This is a genomic window from Nocardioides sp. (genome assembly GCF_035576065.1).
Taxonomy (GTDB): domain Bacteria; phylum Actinomycetota; class Actinomycetes; order Propionibacteriales; family Nocardioidaceae; genus Nocardioides.
Genome location: NZ_DATLWX010000043.1, coordinates 162,579 through 175,720 on the forward strand (window position 1 = coordinate 162,579; position 13,142 = coordinate 175,720).

The 13,142-nt window shown below is 69.5% G+C and carries 10 protein-coding genes and 1 pseudogene; 3 read left to right on the plus strand and 8 right to left on the minus strand.

Going from position 1 to position 13,142, the window contains the following annotated elements; translation table 11 throughout:
• Positions 1-9: 9 nt before the first annotated feature.
• Positions 10-603: a hypothetical protein gene (locus tag VNJ48_RS19925; RefSeq protein ID WP_325605384.1), complete on the plus strand. Its 594-nt coding sequence runs from the start codon at positions 10-12 to the stop codon at positions 601-603.
• Between the two features lie 6 nt (positions 604-609).
• Here VNJ48_RS19925 and VNJ48_RS19930 read toward each other — a convergent pair whose 3' ends face one another.
• The 8 genes from VNJ48_RS19930 to VNJ48_RS19965 form a co-directional block, all read right to left on the minus strand.
• A complete protein-coding gene (locus tag VNJ48_RS19930; protein ID WP_325605386.1) occupies positions 610-3,129 on the minus strand; it encodes a polynucleotide kinase-phosphatase in 2,520 nt (839 codons plus the stop codon).
• A complete protein-coding gene (locus VNJ48_RS19935) occupies positions 3,122-4,534 on the minus strand; it encodes a 3' terminal RNA ribose 2'-O-methyltransferase Hen1 (protein ID WP_325605388.1) in 1,413 nt (470 codons plus the stop codon). Before VNJ48_RS19935 ends, VNJ48_RS19930 begins: the two co-directional genes overlap by 8 nt.
• 49 nt (positions 4,535-4,583) lie before the next feature.
• A complete protein-coding gene (locus VNJ48_RS19940) occupies positions 4,584-5,864 on the minus strand; it encodes an RNA polymerase sigma factor (protein WP_325605390.1) in 1,281 nt (426 codons plus the stop codon).
• 24 nt (positions 5,865-5,888) lie between these two features.
• Positions 5,889-6,236 carry a YciI family protein gene (locus VNJ48_RS19945; RefSeq protein WP_325605392.1) on the minus strand — a complete coding sequence of 116 codons (348 nt, stop codon included), beginning with the start codon at positions 6,234-6,236 and terminating at the stop codon, positions 5,889-5,891.
• Positions 6,237-6,416: 180 nt separating this feature from the next.
• Entirely contained in the window at positions 6,417-8,768 is a 2,352-nt protein-coding gene (locus tag VNJ48_RS19950; RefSeq protein ID WP_325605394.1) for an SCO7613 C-terminal domain-containing membrane protein, read from the minus strand.
• A gap of 113 nt (positions 8,769-8,881) precedes the next feature.
• Positions 8,882-9,481, minus strand: a complete 600-nt coding sequence (locus VNJ48_RS19955; RefSeq protein WP_325605396.1) for a hypothetical protein — start codon at positions 9,479-9,481, stop codon at positions 8,882-8,884.
• A gap of 221 nt (positions 9,482-9,702) precedes the next feature.
• Entirely contained in the window at positions 9,703-10,872 is a 1,170-nt protein-coding gene (locus VNJ48_RS19960) for an aminotransferase class I/II-fold pyridoxal phosphate-dependent enzyme (protein WP_325605398.1), read from the minus strand.
• On the minus strand, positions 10,869-11,507 hold the full coding sequence (locus VNJ48_RS19965; RefSeq protein WP_325605400.1) for a helix-turn-helix transcriptional regulator: 639 nt from the start codon (positions 11,505-11,507) through the stop codon (positions 10,869-10,871). Before VNJ48_RS19965 ends, VNJ48_RS19960 begins: the two co-directional genes overlap by 4 nt.
• Before the next feature lie 504 nt (positions 11,508-12,011).
• Here VNJ48_RS19965 and VNJ48_RS19970 point away from each other — a divergent pair.
• Both VNJ48_RS19970 and VNJ48_RS19975 read left to right on the plus strand, forming a co-directional pair.
• Positions 12,012-12,542, plus strand: coding sequence for a hypothetical protein (locus VNJ48_RS19970; RefSeq protein ID WP_325605402.1), 531 nt, complete (start codon positions 12,012-12,014; stop codon positions 12,540-12,542).
• Between the two features lie 447 nt (positions 12,543-12,989).
• Positions 12,990-13,142, plus strand: a pseudogene (locus VNJ48_RS19975) (IS256 family transposase); the annotation flags it as partial.

Below are 13,142 nucleotides of genomic sequence, written 5' to 3' on the forward strand. Positions count from 1 at the left end.
GCCCGTCGGATGCACTCTCGGGCACTGGCCGTCACCGCGACGTCGTACGCGGTCCTGCACCACCTCGGCCTCCTACCGGAGGGCCTCGGCCCAGCCCCGGAAGGCACCCGGTGGACCGACTGGGTGGACCTGGCCGTTCCGTGGCTGGTGCTGGCGCCCGCTGCGGTGACGATGTGGGCCGCTCGGGCTCCGCTGCGTGCGTGGGTCGTCTTCGGAGCGGGTGTCGTCGCGTACACCTCTGGGCACGGCATCCACCTCGCCGCCAACTCGATCGGGAACACCGACCCCGGCCCGACGTCCCACCTGTGGGACGAGGTCGTCGGCCACTACGTCTGGTTCATCGGGGTGGCCCTCGTGCTGGCCGCACTGGCTCTCACCATGGGCGGCAGGCCCCGCCCGCACCCCATCGGCCACCTCCTGGCGGTGGCTGTCGGCCTGACGTGGGCCACCAACGCCGTGGGCGGGGGCACCCTGGTGTTCAGCCTGGTGGTCGCCGTGGTGGCGACAGTGTTCGGCTGGGTACGCCGAGATGGGCTCGGAGTCGTCCTGCTGGTCGGGTTCCTGCCTGCTGTCGTCCTCCTGATCGTCAGCCTCGTGCTCTGAGACCCCTCAGAGCCTCGGGTCGACCGGTTCGGACTCCAGCGCGAGCACGGCGAAGACGGCCTGGTGCACCTTCCACAGCGGCTCGTGTCCCACGAACGCGGCCAGGGCGTCGAGTCCCAGGCCGTGCTCGCGCAGGGCGAGCTGGCGCTTCTTGCCGAGGTGTCGATCACGCAGCAGGCCGAGCGAGTCGGTGTAGTCGGGGCCGTAGATGATGCGGAGATACTCGCGGCCACGGACCTTGATCCCGGGCTGGATGCGCCCCTCGGTCAGGTGGGCGGGCTTCACCACCATCCCCTCCCCGCCGCCGGCGGTCAGGTCGAGCCACCACTGGGTGGCCGCGTCCCGCTCGTCGCGCGACGAGAGGTCGACGAAGCGGTGCCGCGTCGGCGTGATCAGGTCTCCCTCCAGCTTGGCGAGCTCGGCGAGGTGCCACTCGTGCGACTCGGCGAGTGCCAGGACGCGGCCTTCCGAGGCGAGGACCTGGAACGGCGCCAGCGTGACACCCTCCAGCTCGTCGGTCGGACGGACGTACGCCGCATAGGCGTCGCGGAACGCCCGGGCGTTGGTCAGCCGGCGCTGCATCCTGACTGCCAGGTCGCCGACGTCGAGGCCCCGGCCGGCTGCCTGGTCCAGCACGGCCAACGCCTCGGGAAGCACCTGCCGGGCCGCGGCACCGACCGAGGCATACTGCGACTTGATGAGATCGAGCGCCTTGGCCGACCACGGAAGCAGCTCGCAGTCGAGGGCCAGCCAGTCGGTGTCGAGCGACTCGAAGAGCGGTGCTGCCGAGTCGCGGAGCCGGTCGACCAGCGCGGTGGTGTCGGCGAAGAACGGCCGCCCGGTGCGGGTGTAGACCGCACCCGTCGTGCCGTCGCCGACCCCGAAGCGTCGTTCCGCGACGTCCGCGTCGCGGGCGATGACGGCGACCGCCCGGGAACCCATGTGCTTCTCCTCGCAGACGACACGGGTGACGCCCCAGCCTGCGTATTCGTCGAAGGCCTGCTCGGGGTGCTCGAGGAACCCGTCGAGCCGCGAGGCCGCGACCGGCGACATGGTGGGCGGGAGGTAGACGAGCCAGCGCGGGTCCACGGCGAAGCGGCTCATCACCTCGAGGGCGGCGGCGGCGTTCTCCTCGGGGATCTTCACCTTGCCGGCGTGGGTGGTCTCGAGCCAGCGCGTGCCGGCGACGTCGTCGATCTTGAACACCGACGCGTCCCGGTCTGGCGTGGCGGGGACGAGTGGGCGCGCCGGTTCGTACCACTCCTGTTCTGCCGGGAGCGAGATGAGCTCGCGCTCGGGGTAGCGCAGGGCCGTCAACGACCCACCGAAGACGACGCCGGTGTCGAGGCAGATCGTGTTGTTGACCCACTCCGCCTGGGGCACGGGGGTGTGGCCGTAGACGACCATGGCCTGGCCCCTGTAGTCGTTGGCCCACGGGTAGCGGACGGGCAAGCCGTATTCGTCGGTCTCGCCCGAGGTGTCGCCGTAGAGCGCGAAGGCACGGACCCGACCCGAGGACCGGCCGTGGTAGGCCTCCTTGAGTCCGGCGTGCGCCACGACGAGCTTGCCGTCGTCCAGGACGAAGTGGCTGATCAACCCGTCGAGGAACGTCAGCACCTGCGCGCGGAACTCCTCCGACTCGTCCTCGAGCTGCCGCAGCGACTCGGCGAGCCCGTGCGAGACCCGCACCTTCGAACCCCGCATGGCACGCAGCAGCTTGGCCTCGTGGTTGCCCGAGACGCACCGAGCAGTCCCCGCCGCCACCATGCCCATCACCAGCCGAAGCACCCCGGGGGTGTCGGGTCCACGGTCGACGAGGTCGCCGACGAACAGGGCTTGGCGTCCCTCGGGGTGCGAGGCGCCGACCGCCAGCCCGGCGTCGTACTGCAGCTCCCAACCCATGGAGGTGAGCAGGGTACGAAGCTCCGACGCGCAGCCGTGGATGTCGCCGAAGATGTCGAAGGGGCCAGGGACGTCGGTGAGGTCGTTCCAGGGGCGCTCCCGGACGATCTGGACCGACTCGACCTGCTCGGTCCCGCGCAGGACGTGCACCCGGCGGAACCCCTCCTTGCCGAGCCGGCTGAGCGACTTCTTCAGGTCGCGCTGCTGGCGCTGCACGACATGGTCGCCGAAGGTACGGTCGGGGCGCTGCTTGTTGCGCTCGACCGCCACCGTTTCGCCGACATCGATCACGATGGCGTCGACCAGCACGTCGTGGCTCTTGGCCAGCGTGACGAGCGAGGCACGGGCGCCCTGCTGGACGTTCGTGGCGTCGACGACGGTCAGCAAACCTCGGCGCAACCGGGTGCCGACGATGTAGTTGAGGACGTCGAAGGCGTCCGCGGTGGCCGACTGGTCGTTCTCGTCGTCAGCCACGAGGCCGCGGCAGAAGTCGCTGGAGAGCACCTCGGTCGGGGCGAAGTGAGTGCGCGCGAACGTGGACTTGCCGCTGCCGGACACCCCGATCAGGACGACCAGTCCCATGGCGGGAACGGCGACGCGGGTCTGGTCGAGTGCCTCAGTCATCAGTGCCCCCCGACCTGGTGAAGATCGCCATCTGGGTGGGGGTGCCGAGACGATCGTCCAGGTCGCCGATCCCACGCCGCTCGACTCCGTAGCCGTGCCTCTGAGCCACCCGGTCGGACCATGCTGCGAACTCCTCGCGTGTCCACTCGAACCGGTGATCGGGGTGGCGCATGCCGACGAGGTTCTCGTAGAGCACGTTGTACTCGCTGTTCGGTGTGGTCACGACCACGGAGCGAGGCTTCGCGGCGCCGAACACCACGTGCTCCAGCGCTTCGAGGCGCGGCGGGTCGACGTGCTCGATGACCTCCATCAGGACGGCAGCATCGAAGCCGGCGTAGCGCTCGTCCTCATAGGTGAGCGCGCCCTGGAACAGGTGCACGCGTTCGGACTGGCGCTCGCTCATGGTGTCGAGGTGCAGCCTCGCAGCGGCGTGCTGGAGGGATCGGGTGGAGACGTCGCTGCCGGCGATCCGGGTGAAGGACGAGCTCTTCACCAAGCGCTTCAGGAACTGGCCGGGACCGCAGCCGAGGTCGATCACCGACCTGGCCCCGAGGTCGAGCAACACGTCGTGCACCGCTTCGTGGCGCTGTGCGTTGAGGGGGACCCGCTTCTCCTCGGACTGCGTGATCTCCTCGTCCTCGGCCGGATCCATGGCGGCCTCGACGTCGTCCCCGAGCTCGGCCAGGCGCGCGAGTGCCACCCGCGCCAAGGCGCCGGTGCGGGCGAGGTACCGGCGGGTGATCAGCCCCCTTTCGGGGTGGCCGGCGAGCCAGCCCTCGCCGGACCTGAGGAGCTTGTCCACCTCGTCAGGGCCCTGCCAGTAGTGCTTGGACTCATCCAGCACGGGCAGCAGGACGTGCAGCTGGCTCAGTGCGTCAGCCAGTCGGACCACCCCCGTGAGCCGGAGCCGGACGTATCGCGAATCGCCCCAGTCGGCGAACGCGTCGTCGAGGGCGATGGGCTCGGCCTCGACCTCCCATCCCAGCGGCTCGAAGACGCGGTGGGCGATCGCGGCTCCCCCGCGGCACGGGAGCACCGGGATGACGATCTCGAGCTCGATGGCCGAGTCGGCCAGCTCCTGCTTGGCGTTGCAGCGTCCGCTCCGCGCGGTGCTGAACACGTCCGCCAGGGCGACCCCCAGCAGCGAGGACGCCGCGTAGGAGCGGTCGTTGACATATTGGGCCAGGCTGAAGTCGGGAGCGTTCTTGCGCCGTGACCGCGCCAGTCGGACCGGGTCCACGTCGAGCATCAGCGCAACAGTGCACCGCTCCTGCGTCGCCTCGGGATAGAAGACCGTCGCCGTGCCGAAGGACTGCCTGAAGTCCTGGACGCGGTCGGGATGCTTGTGGAGGAGATAGCCCAGGTCGGTCGCTGGCTGGTGGGTGGTCGAGACGGTCAGGAGCACGCGCCCAGTCTGCCCGAGTGCGCGATCCATTTTGTCCGCCGTTCGGCGGCTAGGCCGGCGACTCCGGCGGTTCTGTCGCGAGCAGCCGGCCCTCGAGGAAGGTCCGCTCGACAGAGTTCTCGGTGAGGAACAACGCCTCCGTGTACGCCTCCCGCGCTTCGCCGTGGCGCCCGAGTCGGCGGAGCTGCTCGGCACGGGCGGCGGGAAGGTAGCGGTAGCCCGCGAGCTGCGGCTCGGCCGCCAGAGCATCGAGGGCCGCCAGCCCCTCGGCGGGTCCCGACGCGAAGCCCACAGCCACGGCCCGGTTCAACGCCACGACCGGCGAGGGCCAGATCTGGACGAGCACGTCATAGAGGCCGACGACCTCGGCCCAGTCAGTGTCCTTCCACCGCGGTGACTCGGCGTGCACAGCGGCGATGGCCGCCTGCAGCGCATACCGCGAGGGCGGCCGGGCGACCAGCGCCTCCCGGACCAGCTCGACACCCTCCGCGATCGCGGTTGGGTCCCACCGGTCGCGGTCCTGCTCCTCCAGCAGCAGGAGCCGCCCGTCGGGGGCCGTCCGCGTCTCTCGCCGGGCATCAGTGAGGAGAAGGAGCGCCAGCAGACCGGCGACCGCAGGGTCCCCGGGCAGCAGGCGGCGCAGCATCCGGCACAGCTCCAGCGACCGCTCCACCAGGTCGCGCCGGACGAGCTCGTAGCCGGCCGGCACCGTGTGGCCGGTGGTGAAGAGCAGATGGACCACGGACAGGACGGCCTCGATCCGGTCGGGGAGGTCGGACGCCGAAGGCACCTTGTAGGGGACGCGGGCGACCGCGATCTTCTTCTTGGCCCGGGTGATCCGGGCCGCCATCGTGGACTCGCTCACCAAGAACGCCCTGGCCACCTCGGCGGTGGAAAGGCCGCACAGGAGGCGCAGGGTCAGGGCGACCTGGGCGGGCTGGTCCAGGGCCGGGTGGCAGCAGGTCGTCACGAGGCGCAACCGGTCGTCGGGGATGCGAAGGGACTCCTCCTCGAAGAGCTCGTCCGGGCCCGGAGCGACGACGTCCTCCACCAGGAGGGGCAGATGGCGCGCCTCCACACCCAGGTGCCGGATGACGTTGAGTGCCCGCCGTCGAGCCGTCGTCGTCAGCCACGCACCCGGGCGCGCGGGAATGCCATGTTGGGGCCAGTCGGTCAGGGCAGCAGCGAACGCCTCCTGGGCGCACTCCTCGGCGCGATCCAGGTCGCGGGTGACGCGCACCGTCGCGGCGAGCACGAAGGCCCACTCGCGACGGTGCGCCTCGGCGACAGCGGCCGCGACGCGCGCGGCGTCAGCGTGGCTCACGCCCATCCGTCCTGGCAGCGTCCCTGCGTCTCAGCTCTCCATGTCGAAGACGGGCCGGACCTCGACGCCGCCGAAGCGCGCCGGCACCGTCTTCGACACGGCGAGAGCGACATCCAGGTCGGGAGCGTCGATGAGGTAGTAGCCGCCGAGTGCTTCCTTGGTCTCCGCAAACGGGCCGTCCGTCACGTCAGCACCCCCACGCACGCTGGTGGCCGTCGAGGTCGGCTGCAGCCAGGCGCCGCCCAACATCTTTGCCCCGAGCCCTTCGACGCCGGCCGCGAACGCTCCGTGGGCCGCCATGATCTCCCCCATCACCTCGGGCGACGCCGTCGCGTACTCGGCCTCGGCTTCGTAGATCAAGATCAGGTATTGCGACATCTCGGTTCCTCTCGGTTGGGGCCCGTTCGTCAGGCCCGACACCTCTTCGACACGCGAGATCGGTCCAGATCGACATCGTCCGCAACCCTAACCGCGAAAAACTTTCCCACGCAGTGGTTCTGGGTCCCCAGGTGTCCGCCGACGGAGGTCCGCTGTCGCAGGCTCAGCACAGGCCTTGGCCTAGTGGAGAGAGCCGTACCAGGTCGTGGCGCGGCGGCCTGCGACCACGGCCATCTCCCAGGCGACGCCGGCTGCGATCAGCGCCGCGCCGGCGGCACCCAGGGTGATCCACGTCGGCACGTAGGCGACGTAGGGCCCGCCCTGGGTGATGGCGACGACGATCAGGACCAGCCCGCCTGCGGTGACAGGCGCCTTCCAGCGCTGCGCCAGGCCGACGATCAGGATGACGATGGCGGCGACCGTGACGGCTGCGAGTCGGAGCTCGTCGCCCTCGCCGAGGGAGGTCAGCAGCGACGGACCCATGGCAACCGCCAGGGCGGGGCCCATCGTCAGGAAGGTGGGCAGCATCTTGTTGCGGGTCCACTGCACGAACCCGATGGCGGCCAGCAGCAGCACCAGGGGAGCGGTGTATGCCTCGGTGGTCTCCACGCCCGCCTCGCGCACGAGGTTGGCGGTGCCGGCCGAGATGGCCAGCGACCCGAGGTAGGCGAACGGGAGCCGGGCCGGGGCGGCGGCGTACACGAGGATGAGGACTCCGGCGGTGACGAGCACGAGCGACTGGCGACCCGGTGAGAGCTCGAACGTGGAGGCCAGGGCCCCCAGGGCGTACACCGCACCGAAGAGCACCGCCGTCCGGTCGACACCAGCCCAGAACGGGTCGCCCTGGACCCGGGCCCCTGCCGGGGCGACCAGGGCGTAGGAGCCCCGACGCACCGCGACACAGGCGAGCGCCACGTTCGCGGCGAAGGCGACCAGCAGGACCGTCATCCACGTCTGAGCGCTTGTCTCCACGAGCGCGGCCACGAGCGTGCACAGCAGGGCGACCTCGGCGACGAACGCCCAGGTCGCAGAGCGACGACGCACCGCACCGACGGTCGAGGACAGTGCCCACAGGGCTCCGGGGACCACCATCCAGAGGACCGAGGGGTCCTGGACCGTGTCAGCGAGCTGGTCGAAGGAGATCATGATGCGCAGCGACACGTGCTCGGCGAGGACGAGCACCGAGACGACGGCGAGCAGCAGCGGCTGGGCGACGTACGCCGCGACCGACAGGGCCTGCAACCAACGCGCCCCCGTCTCGGTAGCGGGCCTGACGAGCCCGAGGTGCAGGCACGTCGCGACGATCGCGACGAGCACCGACACGGCGACCAACACCGGGTAGGTGGCGTCCATGAGCGGGATGCCGAGGACAGGAGCAGTCCACGCGACGGCAGCCGCGGGAATCTTCCGAGTGTGTGCGGGGTCGACCCGGGCAGTGAGCCGGGAGCCGACGCGTGTGGACACGACCGTCAACGCGACCGGGACGAGCATCAGCAGCGCAAAGGCGGAGTATCGCTCAGCGGGAGGCAGGAACGGGTCGTAGCCGGCGACCAGACCGGTCAGGGCGTAGAGCAGCGTCGCGAGCGCCGCCGACGCGAACAGCACCAACGCCGAGAGGGGAAGCCGGCGCCTGGTCGTCGCCTCCTGCGCGTCGGGGGCGAAGGGCCCGGGCGTCGGCGTCGCCGGCGCCTCGTCCACGCTCAGCGCCACCAGCCCACACGCCAGGTTGGTCAGTGCGACGACGAGCATCGCGGCAGACAGCCAGGCCCGCTCGGGAAGTGTCGAGGCGATCACGAACCACGGGGCCGCCGCGAACAGGACGGCCGCGGCGGGGCGGTAGGTGAGGATCCGCCGCAACGCGACGCCCTCCCTGAGACGAGGAACCAGCAGGTCCCAGCCGACCAGCAGAGCCCCGCCCACCACCGAGGCGCCGACCCAGTAGTCGGCGTACGAGAGACTGTCCAGCCCGAAGAGGCCGCGGGCATGTGCTCCCGACAGGTCGAGGTACAGGAACCCGGTTGCGATGATCGCGGCCGTCTCCGCGACAGCAGGCAACCGGCGACGGGTGGCCCATACCGAGCCGGCCACGGCCACCCCGGTCAGCATGACCATGATCAGCGCTTGGCCGACGACGCCGACGAGAATCCAGACGACGAGCAGGAAGAACGACGCGGCCGACAACAGGAGCAGTGCGCCCAGCCCGAGCAGCAGTTGTTGCCCGGACACGGACTTCTTCGGTGCGTACGGCGCAGGTGCCGGTGCCGGTCCGGGTCCCGAATGCGCGAGCTGGCTGCGCGTCGGTGCGACCGGGGCGGGAACCCAGGGGTCAGGGGCCGGTCGCCCACCGGACCCGGTGAGAGCACCGATCAGGACCTTCCTCTCGGCGCTCAACGCACCGATCTGCTGGTCCACCTCCCAGAGCCGGACGGCTTCCGGGCCGGTCAGGCGGATCTGGCAGCGCCCACAGGTCGTGGTCCCGACGGTGAGCGAGGTCCCGCAGTTGGGACATTCGAACGAAGACTGTGCTGACACGACCGAAACACTCCTTGGTACGCCCGGCAGCGGGAGCCCCCGCCACGAATGGTCGCGCAGGTGTCGACCAGGTAGGAGTGTGCCCGCATCAGCGGCGTGATGCGTGAGTCTGACTACTCACGCGCGGCGTGATCACTGTCCGAGATGCGCGGCGCACCCTTCGCGTAGAGGACTCCGGTGACGATCAACACCAGCAAGCCGATCCCCCCGAGCAGCAGCGGTGCGACGACCCCGATCATGATGCCGGCAACGAAGCTCCCCGTGGAGGGGAGCTGGGCGATCCGCAGCTCGGAACCGGGGGCGAGCTCCGCGCACGTGAACGTCACCTGGCCGTCCCCGGTGTCGAAGCGGGACACGGCCGTCCACTCGTTGTACGTGAACTCGCCGGTGACGGGCCGGAAGGCCACAGCCTCGCCGCTCCCGTCGACCGCGGAGCAGTCCGCCGAGGCACCGCTGTCGGTGAAGAGCGCCCGCTCCTCCCCGGCGGCCAGGTCCAGCTGCACCGGGGAGTCTCTGGCGGCGAAGACCGCGTCCTCCTGGCTGAGCGGTCGGAGCACGGTGAAGAGCGCGCCCGCGAAGACGATCGGCGCGAGCACCAGGAGCGCGCCGCCGATGAAGAACCAGATGATCCGGGGTCGCTTCCGGCGCGGCGGCGGAGCGCCTCCCCAGGGTGGCTGCCTGTCGTACGGCGATGGCGGCGGCAACTGGCTCATGGCCTGAGTCTGCACCACCTGCGAATGGTCGTCGGTCGCGGACGACCAGTGATCATGCAGACCGACCGATTCGTCCACGCGGCACTGTCGAAGAGGTCCTCGTCTAGTTCGTCCACTCCTCCCCGAATGGTCCGCTGTCACGCTGGACGGTGAACATCACAGACGCCGGAGACGCCACCACCTGGCAGCTTGCCGGGGAGCAGCGGAGGAGGGCGCTGACGTCACCGGTGTCGGGTCGCGCGCGAGCTGAGGAAGCGGTCGAACGCGGCCAGCGCGGGGGCGGGGTTGCGTCGCCCGACACCGATCCGGAACCGGTCGGCCGGCACTGAGCCGAGCTCGGAGGCGTAGACGCTCGCCGGGAGCAGCAGCACGCCTTCGGTCTCCACGAGCTCTTGGCAGAAGGCCTCCACCCCGTCGCTGCCGCGGTAGCGGGGGAACGCCACACAGCCACCGTCGGGCGGTGTCCAGTCGAACAGGTCGGCGTGCTGGGAGAAGAAGGCGCCGAACAGGGGCAGGTTCTCGCTCACGATGCCTCTGTTGCGGGCGTGGATCTGGTCGCCGGCCCCCAGGGCGATCGAGGCGAGGAGCTCGCTCGGTCCCGCGTTGCAGATCGACGTGTAGTGCTTGTGCCGTTCGAGCGCTTCGAGCAGCGCATGGTCACGGCAGGCGATCCAGCCGACGCGCAGACCAGGAAGCCCGTAGGACTTCGAGGTCACGTTGATCGACACGGCAGTGGCGGACATGTCGGCCGCCTGGGTGAGGGTCCGGTCCGGGTCGAGCTCGAGCCCGCGATAGACCTCGTCGGAGAGCAGGCGGATGCCGCGCTCCTCGCACAGCTCGACCAACGCCCGCCACGTGGTGTGATCAGGCACGGCGCCGGTGGGGTTGTTCGGGAAGTTCACGGCGAGGAGGGTGGTGTTGGGTCGGAGCGCAGCGCGGACCGCGTCGACGTCCAGGCGCCAACCCTCCTCCTCCCGCAGCAGCACCCCGGACACCTCAGCGCCGCCGGCACGGGGAACCGTCTCGAGTGCCTGGTAGTTCGGCACCGTGACCACGACGTGGTCCCCTGGTCCGGCCAGCAGCTGCATCGCCCAGTAAATGGCTTCTTCCGCGCCGGCGAAGGCCAGGACGTCCTCGGGGCCACAGGTGGCGTAGGTGCCGGCGATCGCCTGGCGCAGTCGCGTCGTACCCCACGTCTCGGTGTAGCCCAGTGGCAGCTCGGCGAACAAGGCCCGGGCGTCCTCCGTCCCGAGGGCGAGGAGCTCTCGCAGCGTCATGGTCTCGGCGTCGGAGGCCGTGAGGTGATGCTTCGCCGCGAACTCCCACCGGGAGAAGAACGTCTCCAACCGGAAGTCGGGCAGGCGGGCACCAGCTGGTGCAGGGGCGGTCATGGCTGTGTCTCCTCTGTCGAGCGGGTCTCCTTGAGCAGGGTGTAGACCGTCGCTCGCGACACTCCGAGCGCCTCAGCGGCAAGGCCGGCTGCGCCGCGTACGGCGAACAGCCCCTCCGCGTCGAGCACACCGACCAGCTCCCGGCGCGCCTGGCGGCCCAGCGAGTCCTGCCGCACAGCCCGCTCGCGGCACCACTGCTGCACCCGAAGCGCCATCCGTTCGCGCCAGTCGCGTTCGAAGAGCTCGGGGGGTGGCGTCGTCGTGGCAGCGAGCAGCGAGGTGGCGATCGAGGCGATGTGGTCCAACGGTGTGCGGTCCAGGTTGACGCACAACAGCCCACGTCGATCACCGGCCTCGTCGTGCAGGACCGCGCTGACCGAGGTCAGTGACCGCCCGTCGAGCAGAGCCTTCGGGTACGGCCCGAACACCGTCCCCTGACCGCGCGCCCCGGGCAGCTCGTCCATCTGGGAGTCGTCCCCGACCTGTCGGCCGGAGATGGGATTCCACAGCGCCACGATCCGTTCGGTCGCGAGGTCGTGGACCGCGACCTCCCCGTGCGGAGCGAGCAGCAACGCAAGGGCTTCGCACACGGGGACCAGCGGGGTGACCCAACTCGGGAGCGAAAGGTCAGGCATGTCCGACAAACTATCCAGTTGCTGGACGAAGTATCAAGGAGTTGTCGGTCCCATGCCGTGGCGATGTAGCCAGGCGTCTGCCGACAGCTCGTGCTTGATCCGGCGTTTCCCTGGTCCTGCTGACAGCTGACGACTGCCACCGCAGATGTTGTCGAGATGCAGGGAAGATTGACGGCGGCCTCGCGGGAAAGTTTGGCGAGATCGGTCGATCAGTGGCTTGGCGTCAAAGTAGGCGTCCCCGCCCCCGTAGCCACGGCGCCCCGCCCGAAGAGGGCCCCTCACCGGAACAAGTCACCGGACGGACTGAACGAACATGCCGAGATTCGGGAGCCCGCCTAACTGTACCTAGCACGCTCGATGAATTTCCCGACTCCGAACCCGGTTTGAGATCGAAGCAGTGGCGCACTGCGGACAAGTCCGACTTTGTGATGCGATGGCTGACATACCAGCGGATATATGGACGTACACCCGCGCAGGACCAGTCCTGCGACTAGCGTGCCCCTCGTGCTTCGCGCTGCTGCCTTCGTTTTGCCGCTCGTCCTCGCAGGTTGCACGGTCGGGCCTGAGCGGGCCACTGGCCTGCTCGTCACCGGCAGCGCCTACACCTACCGAGTGCCTCCGAACTGGGGACCACCGTCAGAGCAGCCAGAGGGCTACTACGACAGCGTCGCTGTCGACCTCGCCGACGAACAAGACGTATGGGTCGACAAGGTCGCTGTATTCACTTTGCCCGCCAGCGCGGCGACATCGCACGGGATCGAAGAGCGCGCGAAGGAGAGACTCGAGGCGGGCGGTCAAAGTGACGTCGAGGTCGAACGTGTCACCGTCGCGGGCGATAGCGACGTCCTGCACACCAGCTCGGTGACACCCGGCTCTGACCTTTACGACTACGGCCCGACCAGGGTGGATTCGTTCCACTTGTTTCGGGGCGATCAACTGTTCACATTGTCGTTCAACTTCAGCACGGACGTCCCCCTGGAGGACAGTGCCGAGGTCACCGACGTTGTGCTGTCCACCTGGACGTGGACCGACTGATCGTCGGGAGAGGCCGGCGGCGACGGACACTCCGGAGTGGTCGTAGGTCGCGGGGGGCCGCGCTCGGTCGCTGGATCCTTCACATCAACGCCGTTGCGCGCGCTGGCGTCGCACGTGGCCGCTTTGCGCGAGCGGCCACGCCGGTCAGGCCGGTCAGGGATGGGGAGCAAGCCGGGCAGCAGCACTCCGAGGACCGCTGTCACTAGTGCCGCGTGTCGTAAATAGATGAACGCTATGGGTCTGAAATTATGGGGGCATGGCGAATCATCCTGCTCCGGCTCTGGTGTTGCGCTCTGGTGATCGCGAGGTCCTGGAGGGGTGGACGCGAGGAGAGTCCCGTGGAGTGGTGGGGTTTGAGGTCAATCGGCGGGGCTGCGTGAAGTAGGCGGCCATCGGCGGGATCTTCGGTGTGAAACGACCAAGTCACGCACTGAAGGAGAACCACCGATGGCCTTGTCTCAGTCTGCCCTGTCCGAGCTGCTCGAAGCGTTCCGCACCGGCGACGGTGTCGACATGATCCGCGAGTCGGTCCGCACCGTTCTGCAGGAGCTCGTCGAGTTCGAAGCCGCGGGCGTGATCGGCGCCGAAAGGTACGAGCGC